This window comes from Pseudonocardia sp. NPDC049154 (assembly GCF_040648315.1).
GTDB lineage: Bacteria > Actinomycetota > Actinomycetes > Mycobacteriales > Pseudonocardiaceae > Pseudonocardia.
Map to the genome: position 1 here is coordinate 47,338 of NZ_JBEZDN010000028.1, position 21,963 is coordinate 69,300.

Sequence of the window (21,963 nt, forward strand, 5' to 3'; positions counted from 1 at the left end):
CCCCGCACCGTACAGCCTTCGGAAGAGCCGAAGGCTCACCCGGCGACCGGCGCATTGTGCTCCCACGACGGGCAGCCGATCCTCGATCCGTGGCACACACCGGGTTCGACGTCGAGCAGGTGGCAGCCGTGGTGCGGCGGATCGCGCCGGCCGCGGCCCTCCTCGTGCTGGTCGCAGCGGTCCTCCTCGGCGCCGCGGCCGGGGCGCGGGCGGTGTCCCGCTCGGCGCCGGACCTGCACCGCGCCGAGGCGACCACGGTCGCCGGCGCCCCCCTCCGGGCGCCGGACGAGAACGCACTGGTGTCGCAGGTCCCGGTGCAGGCCGTGTGGCTCGCCCCGGACGGGACGGGTCGCCTCGGGCCGGTGAGCGTCGCGCCGGGCACCCCCGCGGGCCGGACCGTGCCGCTGTGGGTCGACGCCGCCGGGCGTCCGGTCCCGCCGCCGGTGACGGGCACGTCGGACGCGGTCGTCGTCGGTGCCCTCACCGCGCTGCTCGGCGGGGCGACGATCGCCGCGGCGGTGTTGCTCACGGCGGCCGCCGGGGCCCGGCAGCGCTCGCGCCGGCTCGCCGCGGAGTGGGCGGCGGCGGAACCGCTGTGGAGCGGGCGCAGGATCACGGACGGAGCCGACGCACCAGGAGCGGAGCGGCGGCGGCGAGGACGCAGAGCGCCGTGACCGCGGCGATCGGCACCCAGGCGGGCGTCGGGCGCGTGGGCGGGCGGGAGGCGACCGCGGCGGGCGCCGGCGGCGGATCGGCTGCGGTGAGCAGGGTCAGGGCGGACAGCGGATCGACGACGCCGGCACCGAGCGCGTCGGACCGGCCGCCCGGGACCCGGCGGGCGGTGGCGACCAGGCGCTCGGCGACGGCGGTCGCGTCGAGCGCGGGGAAGCGCTGCCGGACCAGCGCGGCCGCGCCCGCCACGATCGGCACCGCCAGGCTCGTGCCCTGCAGGTCGGGACCGGTGAGCCCGGAGCCCGGGGCGAGCGAGCGCAGACCCGTTCCGCGGGCGGCGAGGTCGACCCAGGGGCCGTGGACGGTGAAGGGGGCCGGGGCGTCGTCGGGGGTCGTGGCGGCGACGGCGAGCACCCCGTCGTCGAGCACGCCCGGGCCGCCCGCGAAGCCGGCCGCGGCGGGGAGGGGCACCTCCCCCGGTTCGTGCGTGCAGCCGCCGGAGCCGACGTTGCCCGCGGCGGCCACCACGAGCACGTCGGCGGCCTTCGCCGCCCGCACCGCGGCCCGCAACGGCCGCCCGACCGCGGCGGCGCGGGCGGTGTCGAGGCAGACGGCCTCGCTGATCGTCACGACCGAGGCGCCGAGGCCGACCGCCCGCAGCACCGCCTGGGCCAGCGTCGCGGTGTCGCCCGCGGGCAGGGTGTCGCCGCTCGCCGTCGTCACCGTGAACGACGGGCTGGCCTGCCGGATCGCGACGACCTCGACTCCCGGTGCCACGCCGACGACGTCGTCGTCGGGGCCCGGGGCGGCGGCGAGCAGCCCGGCGACCGCGGTGCCGTGGCCGTCGCAGTCGGTGAGCCCGTCGCCGCCGGTGAGGTAGTCGCCGCCGCCGGTCAACCGGGTCAGACGCGGGTGCGGGGCGACGCCGGTGTCGATCACCGCGACCCGGACGCCGGTGCCGTCGGCCAGCGCGTGCACCTCGGCGAGCGGTAGCCCGCCACCCCGCCCGGTGCCGCCCGCGCCGACGCACTCGGTCACCTGGCTCAGCCCGCCGTCCGGTCCCGGCGCCAGCGCGAGCAGCAGCGCGGCGACCGGAACCAGCGCGCTCACCATCCGCGGACCAGCGCGAACAGGCCGAGCGTCGCCGCCGCGAGCGGCACGCACGAGGCGGTCAGCACGAGTTCGGCGAGGTCGAGGGTGCGGCGGCCGACCGGTCCGGGGCGACGCGGCCGGGCGTGCAGCGCGAGCACGGCGAGCAGGGCGGCCAGGCTCGCGAGCGCCGCCAGGAGCCGGATCGGGGCCGGGGCGGCCAGGGTTCCCGCTGCCGCCGCGCCGCAGCCGCCGAGCAGCCCCGCCACCTGCAGCGCGCGGGCCGGGAGCGGCTCGGCGAACCCCCTGGCGCGCAGGAGGAGCACGACGCAGACGGCCACCGCGAGGAGCGGCGCCCACGGGCCCGGGGCGGTGGCGGCGAGCACCGCGCCGCCGGCGGTGACGACGGCGCTGCCGAGCACCAGACCGGCGAGGTGGCGGCGGGCGAGGTCGGCCCGGAGCTCCGGTGGCGGGTGCACGGGGTCGTCCGGGCCCGGCAGCCCGGCGAGCCGCAGCGCCAGCCGCGGCACCAGAGGAGCGACGAGCACACCGAGGGCCGAACAGACCGCTCCGGCCGTTGCGGGTGTGCCGCGGGTGAGCAGGAGGACGACGCAGCCCAGGACGGTCGTCGCGCCGACGAGAACGGCGGCGGTGAGGACGGGTGCGACGACCCGCACCACGGCCTGCGCGGTCGCCGCAGCCAGGGCGAGGAGCAGCGCCGCACCCAGGGCCGCCGCCGTCGGCGCGCCGGGGGCCAGGAGCCAGCCCGCCGCCATCGCGGGCGGGAGGGCGCAGAGAGCGGCCACGAGGCCGCGTGCCGTGGCTCCGGACTCCGAAGCCGGCGCGGGATCGGCCATCAGGCTCGCGGTCCCCGCAACGGCCGCCCCACCCCGCCCACCCGCTCGCGACGCCACCACCAGAGCCCCGACCGCCGCGCCGATCCCCACCACCACCCCGGCCGCGGAGAGGAGCAGCCCACCCCCGCGCACCCCCGCGACCAGCGCCGACGCTGCCGTCACCGCGACGAGAACGGCGAGCGGGAGCGCCCGGTCCTCGCCGCCCCGCGCCCCGGCCTCGACCGCCGCGGCGAGGGCCTCGGGCAGGTCGTCGTACCGCGGCGGTGGCGCCGGGGCGAGCGCCGGCCCGATCCGCAGCACCTCGCCGTCGTGCACCCCGAGTTGCGCGAGCGTGGCGCCCGGCGGGAGCGGTGCCCCGGCCGCGCCGTCGAGCCGCCACGGCGCCGGGGCCCGTCCGGCGGCGGGGACGGGCTCGCCCAGCAGCTCCCGCACCATCGGTACCAGCTCGGCGACGGCGAGGTCGGCCGGCAGCGCGACGTCGAGCCGGCAGGCCGGGGCCAGCACCGTCACCCGGCGGTAGGCGTCCACACACGACCTCCCGGTACTCACGACTTCGGCGGAACCGCCCCGCGGGACCGCCTCGCATTGCGATCATCGGGCCGCAGTATCGGCCGAACGGGGGTCCGCCCGCGGCCGTTCGGCGAAAGTGGGGCACGAGTTGGGGACGGTCGAGGTCGCACGGCGGCGCCGGCGGACACCGCCGCTGCCCGCCGGCGAGATCCGGGTGGAGCCGCCTCCGGAGCCGGAGCGGGCGCTCCCGCCGGGGTTGCTCGCCCGGACGCTCCCGGTGGCGATGCTGCTCGGCTCGCTCGGCGTGATCGCCGTCGGACCGGGCGAGCCGACGGCGTGGATGTTCGGCGGGATGTTCGCGCTGTCCTCGGTCGGCATGCTGCTCACCGGGGGCACCGCGCGTGGGTCGGAGCGCACCGCGACCGTCGACGAGGACCGTCGCGACTACCTGCGCTATCTCGCCCAGCTGCGGGCACGCGTCGGACGCGTCGCCGCCGCGCAACGGACGGCGCTGGAGGAGCAGCACCCGCATCCCGCTGCCTGGCCCGAGGTGCTCGCCGCCGGGCGGCTCTGGGAACGCGACCCGGGCGACGACGACTTCGGGTGCGTCCGGGTCGGCCTCGGTCCGCAGCGCCTCGCCACCCCGCTCGTGCCACCCCGGACCGGGCCCGTCGACGGGGTCGAGCCGGTGAGTGCCCGCGCCCTCCGCCGCCTGCTGGCCCGGCACTCGGTCGTGCCGGACCTGCCCGTCGCCGTCGATCTGCGGGCGGCGTCGGCGGTGTGGCTCGACGGCGGTCCGGAGCGGGCGCGGGCCGTCGCGCGGGCCGTCGTCGCGGGGTTCGTGCTCGGGCACGGCCCGTCCGACGTCCGCGTCGCGGCGCTCACCGACGGCCCCGCCTGGGACTGGCTGAAGTGGTTGCCGCACACCGCCCACACGGTCGAGCGGGACGCCCTCGGGCCGGCGCGCATGATCACCTCCGATCCCGACGAGCTGCGCCGCTGGTGGGCCGCGGACCCCGGGCCGCGGCACCTGCTCGTCGTCGTCGAGGGCCCTCGCGACGGGCCCGGCGCGTGGGCGGCGGCGGAGGGCGTGACCGTGCTGCGGGTCGGGGTGCCCGCGGCGCGGCGGGAGTCCGCGTCGGTCGTGCGGCTGCGGCTCGAGGAGCCCGGCGACGTCGCGCGCCCGGACGAGCTCGACGCCGCCGACGCGCTCGCCCTCGCCCGCCGCCTCGCCCGGTACCGGTCCGCGGGCACCGAGCGGACCCGCCCGGCGGCGGAGGGCCTGCCGGGCCTGCTGGGGCTCAGCAGGATCGGCCCCGCGGACGTCGCGGTGCTGCGGCGGTCGCGCTCGGCGGCCGACCGGATGCGGATCCCGCTCGGGCTCGACGACGCCGGCCGCCCGGTCCTGCTCGACCTCAAGGAGTCCGCGCGGGGCGGGAGCGGTCCGCACGGGCTGTGCGTCGGCGCGACGGGGTCGGGCAAGAGCGAGCTGCTGCGGACGCTCGTCGTCGGCCTGGTGCTCGCGCACGGCCCCGACGAGCTGAACCTCGTGCTCGTCGACTTCAAGGGCGGCGCGACCTTCCTCGGCCTCGGCGGGCTGCCGCACGTCTCCGCCGTGATCACCAACCTGGTCGACGAGCTCGCCCTGGTCGACCGGATGGCCGACGCGCTCGAGGGGGAGATCACCCGGCGTCAGGAGCTGTTGCGGGCGGCGGGGAACCTGGCCGGGATCGCCGAGTACGAGCAGGAACGCGCCGCGGGCCGGGAGCTGCCGCCGCTGCCAGTCCTGCTGATCGTCGTCGACGAGTTCTCCGAGCTCCTGGCCCGCAGACCTGAGCTGGTGGAGCTGTTCGTGACGGTCGGCCGGCTGGGCCGCTCGCTCGGGCTGCACCTGCTGCTCGCCTCGCAGCGGCTCGAAGAGGGGCGGCTGCGCGGGCTCGAGTCGCACCTGTCCTACCGCATCGCGCTGCGCACCTTCTCCGCCTCCGAGTCGCGGGCGGTGCTCGGCGTGCCCGACGCGCACACCCTCCCGCCGACGCCCGGCGCGGCGATCCTCTCCGCGGGCACCGACCAGCTCGTCCGGTTCCGGGGCGCCTACGTCTCCGGGGCCGCGCCCGTCGGCCGCGCGGCCGTCGCACGCCGCGCGCACCGCTTCACCGTCGCTCCCGTCACGGCGCCGGAACCCCGTCCCGAACCGACGGGGGAGTCCGTGCTGACGGCCGCGGTCGACGCCGTCGTCGCCCTCGGAGGCCCTGCGGCACACCGGGTCTGGCTGCCGCCGCTCGACGAGCCACCCCCGCTCGCGGCGCTCGACGCCGGGTCCGCGCTGCGGGTGCCGGTCGGCCTCGTCGACCGGCCCGCGCGGCAGCGGCGGGACCCGCTCGTCGTCGACCTGTCGGGCGCGGCGGGGCACGTCGCGGTGGCCGGCGGGCCGCGGTCGGGCAAGTCGACGGCGTTGCGCACCCTCGTCGCCGCCCTCGCCCGCGCCCACACCCCGACGGAGCTCGGCGTGCACGTGCTCGACCTCGGCGGCGGCGCCCTCGGCGTGCTCGAGGAGCTGCCGCACGTCGGCACCGTCGCGGCCGACCCCGATCTCGTGCGGCGCACCCTCGCCGAGGTGGGCGGGCTGCTCGCGCGGCGGGAGGCGCGCTTCCGCGCGGAGGGCATCGGCTCGGTCGAGGAGTTCCGGACGCGCCGCGCGGCCGGCGAGCTGGCGGACGAGCCGGCGACGGACGTCCTGCTCGTCGTCGACGGGTACGCCGCCCTGACGGCCGGCCCGGCCGACGACCCCGCCGCCCGGCTCGCCGCGATCGCCGGGCGCGGCCTGGCGTACGGGATCCACCTCGCGGTGTCGGTGGGACGCTGGGGCGAGCTGCGGCCGGCGTTGAAGGACCAGCTCGGGACCCGGCTCGAGCTGCGGCTCGGCGAGCCGGGGGACTCCGAGGTGGACCGTCGCCGGGCCGCCGGCGTGCCGCCGAGGACGGGCCACGGGCTCGCCCCCGACGGCGCCGCGATGGTCCTCGCCGCGCCCGGCCCGCTCGTCCACCGGCCCGGGCCCGATTTCCCGCCGGTCCGCGTGCTGCCCGCACTCGTGCCCGCGGAACCGCTGGCGGACTCGGTCGACGGCGTCCTGCTCGGCCTCGACGAGGAGCGGCTCGAACCGGTCCTGCTCGATCCCGCCGAGCCGCACCTGCTCTGCTTCGCCGACGCCCGCAGCGGCAAGACCGGGCTGCTGCGGCTCCTGGCCCGCGGCGTCGCGGCGCACCACACGCCGGAGCAGGCACGGATCGTGGTGATCGACCCGCGCCGGTCGCTGCTCGGCGCGCTGCCGACGAGCCACGTGGTCGAGCACGCGGGCACCGCGACCGCGATCGCCGACGCCGGCCGGGAGCTCGCGGGGACGTTGCGCCGCCGGCTGCCCGGGCCCGAGGTCACACCGGAGCAGCTGGCCGCGCGGGACTGGTGGACCGGGCCGGAGGTCTGGGTGCTCGTCGACGACTACGACCTCGTCGCCCCGGCCGGCTCCACCGCGCCGCATCCGCTGGCGCCGCTCGCGGAGTTCCTGCCGCAGGCGGCCGACGTCGGGCTGCACCTGGTGGTCGCGCGCCGGACCGGCGGCGCGTCGCGGGCGCTGTTCGACCCCGTCGTCGGGCGGCTGCGGGAGCTCGGCGGGCCTGCGCTGGTGATGCACGGCAGCCCGGACGAGGGGCCGCTGGTCGGCGCGGTCCGGGCCGGGCCCCGGCCGCCCGGCCGCGGCCTGCTGGTCGACCGGCGCGGAGCCCCGCAGGTGGTGCAGGTGGCGTGGGCGGAGCCGTGAGCTGCCCCCTCTGCACCGTCGACGCCGGCCGGTGCGGCACGCGGGTCGCCGGCCGGGAGGACGGGCGGGTGGTGCTGCTCGGTGTGCTCCCGGCCGGGATCCCACCCGGCGCGGCCGCCGCGGCCTTCCTCCCCGGCGCGCGGGCCGTACGGCCGGCGCCGATCCGCGGCCTGGTCGTCGACGCCGGGGCGTCGGGCACCCGGGTGCTGCGCGACGGCCGGCTGGTCCGGCAGCTCCCGGTCGGCGGCGTGCACCTCGACGCGGCCGTCCGCGCCCTGCTGCCCGCGCCCCCGCGCCGGGAGGCCGACGTCACGGTGCTGCGCGAGACGCTCTCGCTGCTGCCCGCCGCGACGATCGGTACCGAGGCCGGGCGGGTCCGGATCACCGCCGACCAGGTCCGGGAGGCGCTGGCCCCGCTCCTCGCGGAGGTCGTCGCGGCCGTCCCGCCCGGGCCGGTCCTGCTGGTCGGCGGGGTGGCCCGGACCCCGTTGCTGGCCGCGCTGCTCGACGAGGCGGGACGCGGGACGGTCACCCTCGCCCCACGGCCGGAGGTGGCGGCCGTGCTCGCGACGGACGAGCCGGCACCGGACCGCGACCCGGAACGGCGACCCCCGCTCCTTCCGCCACCACCCCCGCCCCGCCGCCGGCGCCTGCTCACGGCCACCCTCGCCGTCGTCGCGGTGGTGGGCCTCGTCGGAATCGGGCTCCTCCTGCCCGACCCGCTGCCCGCGGACCGCCTGGTCCAGTACGGGTACGAGGTCGCCGTGCCCGAGGGGTGGGCGCACGTCGGTGGCGCACCCGAGCACCGCCGCACCCTGCTCGCCCCGGAGGACGAGCCGGACGGGACCGGGCTCGTCGCCGTCGAGCGCACCCCGCTCGGCTACGACGCCGGCACCGAGGGCGCCCGGGCCCGGGCCGAGCTGCGCGACCGGTACGACCGCGCGGTCGCGGCGGGCACACGGCTGGACGGCCTGCGCGAGGAGGGCGGCGGGCTGCGCTACCGCGAGCTCGACGGCCCGGCGACGGTCGAGTGGCACGTCCGGCTGCAGGACACCGACCAGCTCAGCGTCGGCTGCCGGTACCCGCCCGGCGGGTCGGCGGCGGTCGAGCGGGCGTGCGGTGTCGTCGTCGCCTCGCTGCGGATCCGGGAGTGACCGCTTCACCATCGCGAACGGTTCGCCCGATGTGCTCCGGGACCGGGCCCCTCACCGTCAGGCTCGCCGCACCGAGTCAGGGGAGGACGTCATGACGAGCGGGAACACCGGGGCCGGCGGCTTCGGCACCACACCGGAGGAGATGGCCAGGGCGGGCGCCCGGGTCGTCGGGACGGACGAGCAGGTGCAGGCCGAGCTGGGCGCGCTGCGCTCCCGGCTCACGCCGCTCGCCGGCACGTGGCACGGCGAGGCCGCCACGACGTTCGAGTCGCTGATGGCCCGGTGGGACGCCGACGCCCGCGCACTCTCCGCGGCGCTGCGCGGCATCGGCGAGGCGATCACCGGGTCGGGCCGGACGTACCGGCAGGCCGAGGAGGACCAGTCCGCCTCGCTCTCCGCGATCCGCGCGGCGCTGGGCTGAGGGGGAACGGACCGTGGGGGAGATCAGGGTCACCTTCGCCGAGCTCGCCGCGGCCCGCACCGCGGTCGCGGGTACCGCGGCGCGCATCACCGGCCGGCTCGACGACCTGCGCCGCGAGCTGGCCCCGCTCGTCGCGACCTGGGAGGGCGAGGCCGCGAGGGACTACGCGGCCCGCCAGAAGCAGTGGGACGCGGCCGCCGCCGACCTCACCGCCGTGCTCGCCCGCATCGGCGAGGCGTTGGGCCGGGCCGAGGAGGGCTACCGTCAGGTCGAGCAGGTCAACGCCCGCCGGTGGGCGTGAACGGCCCGCGCCCCGCCCCCGCGTGGGGAGCCGGGAGCGGGGCGCGTACCCTGTTCGTGCAGGGCGTTCGCAGCCGGTGAGGGGGCGTTTTGACCTCCCTTCCGAGCGGCGGGTACCCTGACTGTTCGTTGTGCGACGGGTGGAGACCCGCGCCGCTGCCGGCCCCGGTCGGTGGTCGGGCGGCGTCCGCACCGCCGCACTCAGAAGAGAGACTGACTTCGAGGCAGCTCCCGAGCCCGAGAACGACGAGGTAGACCCGTGCCCACGTACAGCCCCAAGCCCGGTGAGATCACCCGTGCCTGGCACGTGATCGACGCCACCGACGTGGTGCTCGGTCGCCTGGCCACCCACGCCGCCACGCTGCTGCGCGGCAAGCACAAGCCGACCTACGCCCCGCACATGGACACCGGCGACTTCGTCGTCATCGTCAACGCGGAGAAGATCGCGGTCTCGGGCAAGAAGCGGGACGACAAGTTCGTCTACCGCCACTCGGGCTTCCCGGGCGGTCTCAAGCAGCGGTCGGTCGGCGAGATGATCGAGTCGCACCCGGACCGGCTGGTCGAGAAGGCCATCAAGGGCATGCTGCCCAAGAACCGGCTCGGCCGGGCGATGGCCAAGAAGCTGAAGGTCTACGCCGGCCCGTCGCACCCGCACACGGCCCAGAAGCCGCAGCCGTTCGAGATCACCCAGGTCGCGCAGTGACCAACCCCGAGAGCAACGAAGAGGGACAGAGCGTGAGCACCCCCGAGTCGCCCGAGCAGGAGGTCTACACCTCCGAGGCCGCCGAGGCCGCCGAGGCCGGCGACAACCTGGACTACACCATCGGCGAGGCCGCGTCGTACGACGCGGAGGAGACCGAGGCCCCGGCCGACGAGTTCGCCGTCGAGGCCCCGATCGTCTCCGACCGCCCGGTGCAGACCGTCGGCCGCCGCAAGGAGGCCGTGGTCCGGGTGCGTCTCGTCCCCGGCTCGGGTCGGTTCACGCTGAACGGGAAGACCCTCGAGGTCTACTTCCCGAACAAGCTGCACCAGCAGCTCATCAAGGAGCCGCTCGTCACGGTCGAGAAGACCGAGCGGTTCGACATCTTCGCCAACCTCACCGGCGGCGGCACGTCCGGCCAGGCCGGCGCGCTGCGCCTGGCCATCGCCCGCGCGCTGGTCGAGGTGGACTCCGAGGACCGCCCGCCGCTGAAAAAGGCCGGCTTCCTCACCCGGGACGCCCGCGCCACCGAGCGCAAGAAGTACGGCCTCAAGAAGGCCCGCAAGGCGCCCCAGTACTCGAAGCGTTGATCCGGCACCGGATGCGTCGACTCTTCGGAACCGACGGCGTCCGGGGCCTGGCGAACGGCGAGCTCCTCACCCCGGAGCTCGCCGTTTCCGTCTCCGCCTCGGCCGCCCGTGTCCTCGCCGCCCACCGCGCTGCCGGCGACGAGCACCGCCCCGTCGCGCTCGTCGGGCGCGACCCCCGCGCCAGCGGCGAGATGCTCGAGGCCGCCGTGCTCGCCGGCCTCACGTCCGCGGGCGCGGACGCGGTCCGCCTGGGCGTGCTGCCCACCCCGGCCGTCGCCCACCTGGTGGACTCCCTGGGCGCCGACCTCGGCGTCATGATCTCGGCCTCGCACAACGCGATGCCGGACAACGGGATCAAGCTGTTCGCCGCGGGCGGGCACAAGCTGCCCGACGCGCTGGAGCTCGAGATCGAGCAGGGGCTCGACGCCGAGTGGACCCGGCCGACCGGCGCGGACATCGGCCGCGTCCGGGACCTGCCCGAGGCGCTCGAGCAGTACGTCGCGCACCTGCTCGTCGCGACGCCGCGCCCGCTCACCGGGGTGAAGGTCGTCGTCGACTGTGCGCACGGGGCGGCCTCGGAGGCCGCGCCGACCGCCTACGCGAAGGCCGGGGCCGAGGTCGTCGCGCTGCACGCGGCGCCGGACGGGCTGAACATCAACGCCGGCGTCGGCTCCACCCACATGGACGCCCTGCAGGCGGCCGTGATCGAGCACGGTGCCGACCTGGGCATCGCGCACGACGGCGACGCCGACCGCTGCCTGGCCGTCGACGCCGAGGGCCGGATCGTCGACGGCGACCAGATCATGGCGATCCTCGCGCTCGCCATGAAGGAGTCGGGCGAGCTGGCCGGGGACACGCTCGTCGCCACGGTGATGAGCAACCTCGCGCTGCACCTGGCGATGAAGGCGGAGGGCGTCACGCTGCGCACCACCGCGGTCGGTGACCGGTACGTGCTCGAGGACCTGCGCGCCCACGGGTTCACCCTCGGCGGCGAGCAGTCCGGCCACGTCGTGCTCCCCGGGCACGCGACCACGGGCGACGGGCTGCTCACAGCGATGCGCCTGATGAGCCGCATGGCCGAGACCGGTCGCACGTTGGCGGAGCTGGCCTCGGTGGTGCACCCCCTCCCGCAGGTGCTGCAGAACGTGAAGGTCGCCGACAAGGAGGCCGTCGCGGCGTCGCCCGCGGTGGCCGAGGCGGTGGCGAAGGCCGAGGCCGAGCTCGGGGAGAACGGGCGGGTGCTGCTGCGGCCGTCGGGCACCGAGCAGCTGGTCCGGGTGATGGTCGAGGCCGGCACCCAGGAGCTCGCCGAGTCCACCGCCGGCCGGATCGCCTCCGTGGTGGCCGCGACAGTCTGACCCGTCTGACCCGCGCCCCGGCGCCGTCGAGGCGGCGCCGGCTCAGGCCGGCGGCGGCTCCCGCTCGTCGTCGAGCAGCGGGAGCCGCACGCCCCGCGCCTCCCCGGTCCGCCGGCCGCCCGTGCTCGGCAGGACCGGGCCGGCGGCCGCCTCGACCGGTGGCGCGGCGAGGCCGCGGGCGAGCTCGGCGACCGCGTCGGCCTGCCGCTGCAGCTCCCGCCCCACGAGGGCGAGCCGCTCGGCGAACTCGGTGCCGCGGGCGTCCCACCAGCTCACGCGCACTGTCCGGGCGACCCGGGCGGCGTCGGCCGCCGCGGCGCTGAGCCGCTCGACCAGGACGTCGAGCTCCTGGCGGCTCACCGGAGGGCGCGGGCGGCGTCGGCCTCCGCGTGCCGCGCCGAGGCCGCGACCTGACGGAAGACGTCGGTGGCCGTCGTCACCTCGTCCGCGGCGCCGGCGACGACCCGTCCGACCTCGCGGCAGTCCTCGACGGCCGACCGCAGGTCCCGCGCGAGGTCCTCGAGGTCGAGGCCCAGGACGGCGGCGTGGGCGGCGGCCGCGTCGAGGCCGTCGGGATCGAGGTCGAGGTCCGGGCGCACCCGGACAGGATGCAGGCGCCGGAGCCCGCGCCGGATCTGCGCGGCGGACTCGTTCGCGATCGCGAACTCAGGCCTCCGGGGTCTCCAGCACGGTGCCGGGGACCTTGCCGTCGACCAGGTCGTCCACCCGGTCCTCGCCGCACAGCTCCTTGAGCAGGAACGCCGTGACCAGCGCGCGCGTGATGCGGCGGGTCTTCGCGTCCGGCCCGCCCGAGAGCACCAGGTCGGACCAGTGCAGGCCCTCGAGGAAGTCGGTGTGCCCGGCCTTCGGCAGCCGGCGCACCCAGGTGGGGCCCGCGCAGGCCGCGGCGATCTGCTCCGCGTGCCCCGAGATCGGCGCGACGGTGTCCTTCCCGGCGATGACGTGCAACGACGGCACCGACACCGCCCTGGCCGCCTCGACCGGCGACGGCCGGGTCTGCGACGCCGCGATCGCGACCACCGCGGCGACCTTCGGGTGCCCCGCGGCGGCCAGCAGGGCCGCGCCCGCGCCGATGCCGTGCCCCGCGAGCGCCGTCCGCCGCGAGTCCACGCTGATCCTGCCGTCGCCGAGCCGGACGCCGGCGCACACGTCGAGCGTGGTCCGCAGGTCGGCGGAGAACCGGGCGACGCTCGGCAGCGGGCTGCCCTGGGAGCCGGGTGCCGCCGCGACGATGCCCCACGAGGCGAGGTGGCGCAGCAGGTCGGCGTAGCGCGAGACCGGCTGCATCCAGTCGTGTCCGAAGGCGACGGCGGGCAGGCCGAGCCCCTCGGCAGGCGCGAACACCACGCCGGGGGTGCCGACGAGCCCGAGGTCGCCGCGCAGGACCTCGTTGGGCCCCGGCCGGGACAGCTGCTCCAGCGCGTCCTTGGCGTTCCGCAGGGCGGGAGGACGGGTGAACGTGCTGGTCCGGCTCACAGCGGAACCGTACCGTCGCGCGATCACGCCCGCCCAGCGGCGTACTCGAACGATGAGCCGGACGACCGCCCCGGCCGGGCAGCCCGCCCGCCGTGGGGTGGCCAGTGCGAGCCGCGGGTGTGGTAGCACCACTCCTGTCCCGCGGTGCGCGCGTCAATAGCGTTCTGACCAGGCCGGAAGGGGTCCGGCAACCATCCGAGAGGGACAGACGATGAACGCCAGGATCGCACGTACCATCGGCACGCTGGCCGCCGCCGGGGGCCTGCTCCTGGGCCTGAGCGCCTGCAGCATGTCGGTCTCGAGCGACGACGTGAAGTCCGAGATCACCCGCGTGGTGCAGGAGCAGCTGCAGACCTCGCCGAACTCGGTCGACTGCCCGTCGGGCCTCGACGCGACCGTGGGGGCCACGCTGACCTGCCACGTCGTGATCCCGCAGCGCAGCTTCGACGTCGTCGCCAAGGTGACCGCCGTCGAGGGCAGCGACGTCAAGTTCGACATCAACGAGGTGTAGCCGCCGGTCGCCGCGGCTAGCGTGCGGTCCATGCAGGGTGTGTGGACCGCGCAGCAGATCCGCGAGGCCGAGGAGGTGCTCCTCGCCCGGCTGCCGGACGGGGTGCTGATGCGCCGGGCCGCGCACGGGCTCGCCCTCGGCGTCCGAAGGTTCGTCGGCCGGCACCGGCGGACGACCGGCCGGCGGGTGACGTTGCTGGTGGGGGCCGGCAACAACGGGGGCGACGCGCTGTGGGCGGGGGCCGAGCTGCGGCACGCCGGGCTGGCCGTCACCGCCGTCCTGCTGGCCCCGGACCGCGCGCATGCGGCCGGGCTCGCCGCGTTCCGGAGGGCGCGTGGCCGGGTCCTCGTGGGGGAGGACCCGGGGGCGCCGGCGGCGGTGACCGGCGCCGACGTCGTCGTCGACGGGATCGTGGGGATCTCCGGCAAGGGCGCGCTGCGCGAACCCGCCGGGGCACTGGTCGAGGCCGCGGGAGCGGCCGGGGTGCCGATCGTCGCGGTCGACCTGCCCAGCGGCGTCGACGCCGACACCGGCACCACGGACGGGGCCGCGGTCGACGCGGCGCTGACCGTCACCTTTGGGGCGCTCAAGCCCGTGCACGTGCTCGCGCGGCCACGGTGTGGGGACATCGTGCTCGTCGACATCGGGCTCGGGCCCCACCTGCCCGAGCCGCACGCGTGGGTCCTCGAGGCCGCCGACGTCGGCGAGCACTGGCCCATCCCGGGCCCGACGGACGACAAGTACACGCAGGGCGTGGTCGGGGTGGCCGCCGGCTCGGCCACCTATCCGGGCGCCGCGGTGCTGGCGACCGGGTCCGCCGTGCTCGCGACCAGCGGCATGGTGCGGTTCGCGGGCAGCGCGGCCGACGTCGTCCGCTCGCACTGGCCCGAGGTCGTCGGCACGGACTCGCTGGAGCAGGCGGGGCGCACGCAGGCCTGGTCGGTCGGCCCCGGCATCGGCACGGAGGTGGCGGGCTACGACCTGCTGTCCGGCGTCCTCGACCGGGACGTCCCGACCTGCATCGACGCGGACGGCGTCACCCTGCTCGCCCAGCACGAGGACCTGCGCCGGGCGGTGCACGGCCGGACGGTCGTGGTCACGCCGCACGCCGGCGAGTTCGCCCGGATCGCCGGCGAGGTCGGGTCCGACCGGATCGGCGCCGCCCGCCGCGCCGCGGTCGAGCTCGGCGTGACCGTGCTGCTCAAGGGCAACGCGACGGTGGTCGCCGACCCGGACGGACGTGCGTTGGTCAACACCTCCGACAACGCCTGGGCCGCCACCGCCGGCTCCGGCGACGTCCTCACCGGACTGGTCGGCGCGCTGCTCGCCGCGGGGCTGGACCCCTGGTGGGCCGGGGGCTGCGCCGCCCACGTCCACACCCGGGCGGCCACCCTCGCCGCCGAGCGGGTGGGTGGGGAGCCGGCGGTCCCCGCCCCCGCATCCACCCTCCAGGCCGCCATCCCCGCCGCGATCAGGGAGGTGCGGAAGGCAGCACTCGGGATGTGAGGGGTGCTGCTCCGCTTGATCGCCGGTCGGGTGCGGAGAGGGCTGTAGTGGGTGCCGTGGGTGCCGTGGGTGCCGTGGGTGCCGTGGGTGCACTGGATCGCTGATGGTGGCTCGGGCCGGGGTGGCCGGCACATCCGCTCGGGCCCGGCGGCGCATCGCTCGAGTTGCGGCGCGGGCCGTCGACGGGTGGGTCCGAGCCGGGCGGATGTGGGAGCGGGGCTGTCGGCCGGAGGTGGTGGGCTCGGGAGGCCGTAGCTGCACGGGACGGCGATCAGCGCCGGCATGATCGCCGATTCAGTGCGTGGGGGGCTGTGCACGCAGCCGTGAGTGCACCGGCCCGATGATCTTGGCGCCGATCAGACTTCCGGCCGACCACTGCGCCCGGCACATCCGCTCGGGCATGGCCGACACGTCGCTCGAGATCGTGGCGCGGGCCGTCGACGGGGTGTGGCCGGGTCGGGCGGGCGTGTCGGGCTGCTCGGGTTTGCCGGTTCGGAGTTGCCATGAGTGCACTCGGTCGATGATCAGTACTGGGATGGTCGCCATGTCGGTGCAGGTACGGCTCTGCTGGGTGCAGTGGTGGCACCGGCACGCTGATCTTGGACTCGCTGATCCGGGGATCGAGCCCGGATCGAAGTCGGTGGGGTCGCCTGCTGCGCGTGGCACCTCTGCTCGGCCCGGCGTGCGTGCTCGGGCCCGGCGGTGCGGCGCGTCAGTTCGTCTCGCAGGCTGTCCACCGGGTGTGGCGGGGCCGAGTGGGTGTGGGAGTCGGGCTGGTCGACGCATGCCAGCTAGGAGTGCCTTGCCTGCACGGCGACGGTGATCAGCAGCGCTTGATCGCCGATTCCGTGCAGAGAGGGCTCCGGCGGGTGCCGTGGGTGCACGGGCTTGCGGATCGTGACGCATCTGTCGCTGCCGTGGGTGCACCCGTTCGCTGATCTTCAGGTCTCTGTCGGACCTCCGGGAGCCGGCGACAACTGCGCCGCCACCTCGCTCGGACGCCCTACATTCTGTCAACGGGGTGTGTGGCCCACCCTGCGGGTGTGTGACGGGCCTCGGACGGGTGTGCGGCGGCCCGAGGGCCGTGCGGGTGGGATCCCCTGTCCCCCTTCACGACCGTGATCGATACAGCTCCTGTCGGGGGTGGATGTCAGAATGCGGGCGTGTCCTCGCTCCCCGGAACGGGCCAGTCCACCGAACCGGCCCGGCCCACCGAACCGGCCCGACCCACCGAACCGGCCCGGCCTCCCGGATCGGCCCCGCCGCCCGGAACGCCGCCCACCAAGGCCCAGCTCGCCGGCGAGCATCAGTCCCGCGTCGAGGCTCGGCCCGGCACCGAGGCCCAGCTCCCCACCAAGGCCCAGCTCCCCACCGAGGCCCAGCCCCACGGCGAGGGTCAGCCCCGCGTCGAGGCCCAGCCTCGGGCCGAGGCGGCGGTCGATCTGGGGGCGATCCGGCAGAACGTCGCGTTGCTGTCGGGGTTGGCGCGGGAGTCGGGCGCGGAGACGATGGCGGTCGTCAAGGCCGACGGGTACGGGCACGGTGCGGTCGAGGTCGGTCGGGCCGCGCTGGCCGGCGGCGCCACCTGGCTCGGGGTGTGCACGATCGAGGAGGCCCTGGAGCTGCGGGAGGCCGGCATCACCGCGCCCGTGCTGTCCTGGCTGCACCTGCCGGACGAGGACTTCGCCCCGGCGATCGCGGCGGACGTCGACCTCTCCGTCTCCTCGGTGCGACACCTCGCCGGGGTGCTCGACGCCGCCCGCCGCACCGGCCGCCCGGCCCGGCTGCACCTCAAGATCGACACCGGCCTGTCCCGGAACGGCTGCCAGCCCGGGGACTGGCCGGAGCTGCTCGACGCGGTGGAGAAGGCGGGGGACGAGGCCGAGGTCGTCGCCGTGTGGTCGCACCTCGCGCACGCCGACCAGCCGCACCACCCGGTGATCGACACGCAGCTCGCGCGGCTGAACGCGGCGTGGGGGCAGGTCCGCCGGCGTGGGCTCGCCCCGCTGCGGCACCTCGCGAACTCCGCGGCCACGCTCACCCGGCCCGACCTGCACCTCGACATCGTCCGGCCCGGGATCGCCGTCTACGGGCTGGATCCGCTGGACCGGCCCGTCGAGGAGTCGCCGCTGCGCCCGGCCATGGAGTTCCGGGCGCGGGTCGCGCTGGTCAAGCGGGTGCCGGCGGGCGAGGGCGTGTCGTACGGACACGAGTGGACGACTCCGCACGACACCACGCTGGCCCTGGTGCCCGTGGGCTACGCCGATGGCGTCCCGCGGCGGCTCAACGCCCGCGGCCGGATGCGCGTGCACCTGGCGGGCCAGGTCCGCCCGGTCGTCGGGCGGGTCTGCATGGACCAGGTCGTGGTCGACTGCGGCGAGGACGAGGTCCACGAGGGCGATACCGCGGTCCTCTTCGGCGCGGGGGCCGGCGGCGGGCCCACCGCCCAGGACTGGGCCACCGAGCTGGGCACGATCCACTACGAGATCGCGACGGGTGTGCACGGGGCCCGGGTCCGGCGGACGCACCTGGGCGCGGGGGAGTGAGCGTGGCCGGCCGGAAGCTGTGGCAGGCGCTCGGCGTCGCGGGCGGTGTCGTCGGGGCGGCGGGCGCCGCCGTCGGCGTCGGGGTGGCGAGCCACAAGCGGCACGAGATCGCCAAGGAGCGCCGCCGCCTCGCCGGCGAGCTCGACTCGGCGGGCCGGCAGCCGGGCGCCGAACCGGCGCCGACGTCGTCGTCGGTCATGACCGAGGACGGCATCCGGCTGGCCTGCGAGGAGCTGCCCTCGCGCACCGGCGAGCCGCTGCTCACGGTGGTGCTGGTGCACGGGTTCGCCCTCGACCGCCGCACGTGGCACTTCCAGCGGGAGGCGTTCCCGCTGATGGCGGACCCGTCCGTCCGCACCGTGCTCTACGACCAGCGCAGCCACGGCCGCTCCGAGCGCGCGCCGCAGGAGAGCTGCACGATCGAGCAGCTCGGCCACGACCTGGACTCGGTCATCCGCGCGCTGGCGCCGGAGGGTCCGCTGGTGCTCATCGGGCACTCGATGGGCGGCATGACGCTGATGGCCCTCGCCGAGCAGCAGCCCGAGCTGTTCGAGCAGCGGGTGCTGGGCGTGGGGTTCGTGGCGACGTCGGCGGGCGAGATGGGCAGCGCGGGCCTGCCGGGCACCCTGCTCTCCCGGCGCAACCCGGTGACCCGCGGGCTCGGCGCACTGGCCCGGGTGCAGCCGCGTGTCGTGGAGGGCGCGCGCAAGGCCCTGGGCGACATCGTGTGGGGCTTCACCCGGCGCTACGCGTTCGGCGACCGCCGCGTCGACCCGGCGCTGGTCGACCTCGTCGACACCATGATCAGCGCCAACGCGCTCGACGCGCTCACCGACTTCGCCGACACCCTCGGCACGCACGACCGGCTCGCGGCGCTGCCCGCGCTCGCCGGCTGCGAGGTGCTGATCGTCGCCGGCACGAAGGACCAGGTGATCCCGTACTCGCACAGCGAGCGGATCGCGGCCGAGCTGCCGAAGGCCGAGCTGCTGGAGCTGGAGGGCGTCGGGCACCTGCCGCTGCTGGAGCGGCACGAGGAGGTCCAGGATGCCCTGGAGGGACTGGTCCGGCGGGCGGCCTCGCGGGCCCCGCGCCGGCGCAGGTGGAGGCGAGCATGACGTGGGACGAGCCGGTCGAGCTCCCGGAGCCGGCCGACACCGAGGCGTACGGCGAGGAGCTGGGCCGTGAGCTGGGCGCCGGGGATCTCGTGGTCCTGTCCGGACCGCTCGGCGCGGGGAAGACGGCGCTGGTCCGGGGCCTGGCCCGCGGGCTGCGGGTGGCCGGCCCCGTCACGTCGCCGACGTTCGTGATCGCCCGGGAGCACCGGCCGTTGCCGGACGGGCCGGGCGTGCCGCTCGTGCACGTCGACGCCTACCGGCTCGGCGCCGTGGCCTCGGTCGCCGCGGAGCTCGACGACCTGGACCTCGACACCGACCTCACCGAGGCCGTCGTGGCGGTGGAGTGGGGCGAGGGGGTGGCCGAGCGCCTGGCGGAGAAGCACGTCCTGGTCCACCTCGAGCGGCGGGAGGACGACGTCCGGGTCGCGCGGGCCGAGCGGGTCGGGTCGTGAGCGGCGTCGAGGCGGTCATCTTCGACTGGGGCGGCACGCTCACGCCCTGGCGCACCATGGACTTCCACGCCGGCTGGCGGGCCTACACCGAGGTCCTGCACGCCGACGAGCCCGAGCGGGCCCGCGAGGTCGCGACCGCCCTGGCCGAGGCCGACACCGCCCGCTGGGCCGCGGTGCAGGACGGCGCCCGGGCCTTCCATCTCGCCCAGGTGCTGGCCGATGCCGCCGTCGACGAGCGCTCCGAGCTGCACGGCGCCGCGCTCGAGGCATACCGGGAGTTCTGGGTGCAGGCCACGCACACCGACCCCGAGGCGGCGCCGATGCTGGAGGAGCTGCGGGGGCGCGGGCTGCGGCTCGGGGTGCTGTCCTCCACGATGTGGCCCGGCGAGTGGCACGAGGACTGGCTGCGCCGGGACCGGGTGCTGCACCTGTTCGACGGCGTGACCTGGAGCAGCGACCTGGAGTACACCAAGCCGCACCCCGAGGCCTTCCATGCCGCGATGGCCGCCGTCGGGGTCGCGGACCCGGCCCGCTGCGTCTACGTCGGCGACCGCCCGTACGACGACATCAGCGGGGCCAAGAACGTCGGCATGCGGGCCGTGCTGGTCCCGCACAGCGACATCCCGGTGGCCCAGCGGGTGCCGGTCGACGTCGAGCCCGACGGCGTGATCCAGCGTCTCGCGGAGCTGCCCGGCCTGCTCCGGGACTGGTAGTTCCCCGCGTCCGCGGGTGACGATCACGGCCGCGCGGACGAGCCCCCTGCTGACGGGAGGGGGAGCCGGTGACGGTCGAGGTCGGCGTGCTCGGCCCGTTGCGCCTGGTCGTCGGGGGCGTCGAGGTACCGGTGCCGGGCCCGAAGCGGCGGGCGGTGCTGACCCTGCTCGCGCTGGCCGAGGGCCGGGCCGTGACCGTCGACCACCTGCTCGACGCGCTGTGGCCGGCCGAGGTGCCGGAGACCGGGAGGGCCGCGCTGCACAGCCACGTCTCGCGCCTGCGCGGCACGCTGGGCGCCGGCGCGGACCGGCTGGCGACGCTGGAGGGCGCCTACCGGCTCGTCCTCGATCCCGGCGGCCTCGACGTGGCGCGCGCCCGGTCGCTCCTGGCCCGGTCCCGGGAGGCGGGGGCCGTCGAGGCCGTCGGGTTGCTGCGTGCGGCCGATGCGCTCTGGCGCGGGCCGGTGCTGGCCGACCTGCTCGGCGTCGAGCCGGTGGCCGCCTCGGTCGTCGCGCTCCACGAGCTCCACCGCACCGTGTCCGACGAGCTGGTCCACCGCTCGATCGAGGCCGGGCGGGCCGGGGAGGTGCTGGACCGGGCCGCCGCGGCGGTCGCCGCCGAGCCGCTGCGGGAGGCGGCGGTGCGGCTGCTCGTCCGGGCCCTGGCCGCGGTGGGCCGGACCGCGGACGCGCTGGCCGCGGCCCGGGAGTACCGCCGGCTGCTGGCCGAGGAGACCGGGCTGGACCCGTCGGCCGGGTTCGGCGAGCTGGAACGGGCGGTGGCCCGTGGAGGGCCGGCGACGCGGACCTCGCCCGCGCCGACCCCGTTGGTCGGTCGCGAGGCCTCGCTGGCCGCCGTGCGCGAGCTGGTGCGCACCGAACGGCTGGTCACGCTGGTCGGGCCGGGTGGCGTCGGCAAGACGCGGCTCGCGCGGGAGGTCGCCGGCCAGGCCCGCACGGTGCTGCTGGCGCCGGTGACCGATCCCGCCGCCGTGCCGCACGCGCTCGCGGCGGCGCTGACCGTGCAGGTCAGCCGGGGCGACGTGTTGGCGGCCTGCGTGGCGGTGCTCGCCGCCGAGCGCGGGGTGCTGCTGCTGGACAACTGCGAGCACGTGCTCGACGCGGTCCGCGACGTCGTCACCGCGCTGCTCGACGGCTGCCCCGGCCTGACCGTGCTGACCACCAGCCGCGCTCCGCTGGGCCTGGCGGCGGAGGCGGTCCACCGGCTCGGGCCGCTGCCGCTCCCGCTCGGGAGGGCCGGCGACCTGCGGACGGTCCCGGCCGTGGCCGTGTTCCTCGAGCGGGCCGCCCGCGCCCGGCCCGGCTTCACCACCGACGCGGCGGACCTCGACGTCGTCGCGGACATCGTGCGGCGGCTCGACGGCATGCCGCTGGCCATCGAGCTCGCCGCGGGCCGGCTGTCCGTGCTCGGGCTGCGCGACCTGCACGATCGGCTCGAGCGCGCCCTCGACCTGCTCGGCGGCGGCCGCCCGACCGCCGACGCCCGGCACCGCACGCTGCGGGCCACCGTGGACTGGTCGTACGCGCTGCTCCCGCCCGCCGAGCAACGGCTGTTCCGCCGGCTCGCGGTGTTCGCGGACGGCGTGGACCTCGGGACCGCGGAGGAGCTGGCCGCGGTGCCCGGTGCCGACCCGGCCGTCGGGTTGGCGCACCTGGCCGACGCGTCGATGCTCGAGGTCGACTTCGCCGGCGGGACCCGCTACCGGATGCTGGACACCCTGCGTGCCTACGGCCTCGACCGGCTGGCCGCGGAGGGCGAGACCGAGGAGGCCGGCCGCCGGCTGCGGGACTGGGCCGTCGACCTCGTCCGGGCCGTGGACGCCGGGATCGTGACCGAGCGCGAGCCGGAGGCCGACGCGACCCTCCGCCGCGAGCTGGGCAACCTGCGGGCGGCGTGGCGGTTCGCGCGGGAGTCGGGCGACCTGGACACGGCGGTGGAGCTCGTCGTCGGGCTGGAGGAGGTCACGGGCTGGCGCGGGATGGCCGAGCTGCAGGGGTGGGCCGCCGAGCTCGCCGCCGATCCCGCGCTGGCCGGGCACCCGCGCGCCGCCGAAGTGACGGGCGCGGCCGCCATGGCGGCCTACCACCGCGGCGACCACCCGCGGGCGGACGCGCTGGGGCCGGCCCGGCGGGG

Annotated in this window: 20 protein-coding genes; 15 read left to right on the forward strand and 5 right to left on the reverse strand. The window is 77.0% G+C overall.

All coding sequences use genetic code 11. The features are described 5' to 3' along the window. Nucleotides 1-89: 89 nt before the first annotated feature. Nucleotides 90-674, forward strand: coding sequence for a hypothetical protein (locus AB0B41_RS16375; RefSeq protein WP_358203718.1), 585 nt, complete (start codon nt 90-92; stop codon nt 672-674). Here the strand turns inward: AB0B41_RS16375 and mycP are convergent. Next, nucleotides 613-1,785 carry a type VII secretion-associated serine protease mycosin gene (gene mycP, locus AB0B41_RS16380; protein WP_358203720.1) on the reverse strand — a complete coding sequence of 391 codons (1,173 nt, stop codon included), beginning with the start codon at nt 1,783-1,785 and terminating at the stop codon, nt 613-615. The two genes, AB0B41_RS16375 and mycP, sit on opposite strands and share 62 nt — an antisense overlap. Next, a complete protein-coding gene (gene eccD / locus AB0B41_RS16385) occupies nt 1,779-3,146 on the reverse strand; it encodes a type VII secretion integral membrane protein EccD (protein ID WP_358203722.1) in 1,368 nt (455 codons plus the stop codon). The genes mycP and eccD overlap by 7 nt, the downstream gene beginning before the upstream one ends. 196 nt (nt 3,147-3,342) lie before the next feature. On the opposite strand from eccD, the gene eccCa reads away from it, so the two are divergent. From eccCa to glmM, 7 genes are all read left to right on the forward strand, one after another. After that, a complete protein-coding gene (eccCa, locus tag AB0B41_RS16390) occupies nt 3,343-6,945 on the forward strand; it encodes a type VII secretion protein EccCa (protein ID WP_358203725.1) in 3,603 nt (1,200 codons plus the stop codon). Next, nucleotides 6,942-8,099 (forward strand): type VII secretion-associated protein, encoded by a 1,158-nt coding sequence (locus AB0B41_RS16395; RefSeq protein WP_358203727.1) that lies wholly within the window; start codon nt 6,942-6,944, stop codon nt 8,097-8,099. The genes eccCa and AB0B41_RS16395 overlap by 4 nt, the downstream gene beginning before the upstream one ends. Before the next feature lie 91 nt (nt 8,100-8,190). Then, nucleotides 8,191-8,520 (forward strand): WXG100 family type VII secretion target, encoded by a 330-nt coding sequence (locus AB0B41_RS16400; protein ID WP_358203730.1) that lies wholly within the window; start codon nt 8,191-8,193, stop codon nt 8,518-8,520. Nucleotides 8,521-8,533: 13 nt separating this feature from the next. After that, nucleotides 8,534-8,821 carry a WXG100 family type VII secretion target gene (locus AB0B41_RS16405; RefSeq protein WP_358203732.1) on the forward strand — a complete coding sequence of 96 codons (288 nt, stop codon included), beginning with the start codon at nt 8,534-8,536 and terminating at the stop codon, nt 8,819-8,821. Nucleotides 8,822-9,079: 258 nt separating this feature from the next. Beyond that, nucleotides 9,080-9,523 (forward strand): 50S ribosomal protein L13, encoded by a 444-nt coding sequence (gene rplM / locus AB0B41_RS16410; RefSeq protein WP_037046201.1) that lies wholly within the window; start codon nt 9,080-9,082, stop codon nt 9,521-9,523. Between the two features lie 32 nt (nt 9,524-9,555). After that, entirely contained in the window at nt 9,556-10,110 is a 555-nt protein-coding gene (gene rpsI, locus AB0B41_RS16415; protein WP_358203734.1) for a 30S ribosomal protein S9, read from the forward strand. A gap of 11 nt (nt 10,111-10,121) precedes the next feature. Next, nucleotides 10,122-11,468 carry a phosphoglucosamine mutase gene (glmM, locus tag AB0B41_RS16420; protein ID WP_358203736.1) on the forward strand — a complete coding sequence of 449 codons (1,347 nt, stop codon included), beginning with the start codon at nt 10,122-10,124 and terminating at the stop codon, nt 11,466-11,468. Between the two features lie 42 nt (nt 11,469-11,510). On the opposite strand, the gene AB0B41_RS16425 is transcribed toward glmM, so the two are convergent. The 3 genes from AB0B41_RS16425 to AB0B41_RS16435 all read right to left on the reverse strand — a co-directional run bounded on the left by AB0B41_RS16425 (nt 11,511) and on the right by AB0B41_RS16435 (nt 12,965). Continuing rightward, a complete protein-coding gene (locus AB0B41_RS16425) occupies nt 11,511-11,828 on the reverse strand; it encodes a hypothetical protein (protein ID WP_358203738.1) in 318 nt (105 codons plus the stop codon). After that, entirely contained in the window at nt 11,825-12,067 is a 243-nt protein-coding gene (locus tag AB0B41_RS16430) for a hypothetical protein (protein ID WP_358203740.1), read from the reverse strand. Before AB0B41_RS16430 ends, AB0B41_RS16425 begins: the two co-directional genes overlap by 4 nt. Nucleotides 12,068-12,134: 67 nt before the next feature. Further along, nucleotides 12,135-12,965, reverse strand: coding sequence for an alpha/beta hydrolase (locus AB0B41_RS16435; protein ID WP_358203742.1), 831 nt, complete (start codon nt 12,963-12,965; stop codon nt 12,135-12,137). A 211-nt stretch (nt 12,966-13,176) separates the two neighbouring features. Between AB0B41_RS16435 and AB0B41_RS16440 the strand changes: the two genes are divergently transcribed. From AB0B41_RS16440 to AB0B41_RS16470, 7 genes are all read left to right on the forward strand, one after another. Next, nucleotides 13,177-13,476 (forward strand): DUF4333 domain-containing protein, encoded by a 300-nt coding sequence (locus tag AB0B41_RS16440; RefSeq protein ID WP_358203744.1) that lies wholly within the window; start codon nt 13,177-13,179, stop codon nt 13,474-13,476. Nucleotides 13,477-13,506: 30 nt separating this feature from the next. Then, a complete protein-coding gene (locus AB0B41_RS16445; protein ID WP_358203746.1) occupies nt 13,507-14,982 on the forward strand; it encodes an NAD(P)H-hydrate dehydratase in 1,476 nt (491 codons plus the stop codon). Nucleotides 14,983-16,145: 1,163 nt separating this feature from the next. Continuing rightward, nucleotides 16,146-17,528: an alanine racemase gene (alr, locus tag AB0B41_RS16450; RefSeq protein ID WP_358203748.1), complete on the forward strand. Its 1,383-nt coding sequence runs from the start codon at nt 16,146-16,148 to the stop codon at nt 17,526-17,528. 2 nt (nt 17,529-17,530) lie between these two features. Further along, nucleotides 17,531-18,643 carry an alpha/beta hydrolase gene (locus AB0B41_RS16455; RefSeq protein ID WP_358203750.1) on the forward strand — a complete coding sequence of 371 codons (1,113 nt, stop codon included), beginning with the start codon at nt 17,531-17,533 and terminating at the stop codon, nt 18,641-18,643. Beyond that, a complete protein-coding gene (gene tsaE / locus AB0B41_RS16460; protein ID WP_358203753.1) occupies nt 18,640-19,095 on the forward strand; it encodes a tRNA (adenosine(37)-N6)-threonylcarbamoyltransferase complex ATPase subunit type 1 TsaE in 456 nt (151 codons plus the stop codon). Before AB0B41_RS16455 ends, tsaE begins: the two co-directional genes overlap by 4 nt. Next, a complete protein-coding gene (locus tag AB0B41_RS16465) occupies nt 19,092-19,808 on the forward strand; it encodes an HAD family hydrolase (protein WP_358203755.1) in 717 nt (238 codons plus the stop codon). Before tsaE ends, AB0B41_RS16465 begins: the two co-directional genes overlap by 4 nt. 68 nt (nt 19,809-19,876) lie before the next feature. Further along, nucleotides 19,877-21,963, forward strand: a 2,087-nt coding sequence (locus tag AB0B41_RS16470) for a BTAD domain-containing putative transcriptional regulator (RefSeq protein WP_358203757.1), incomplete at its 3' end; no start/stop codon positions are given.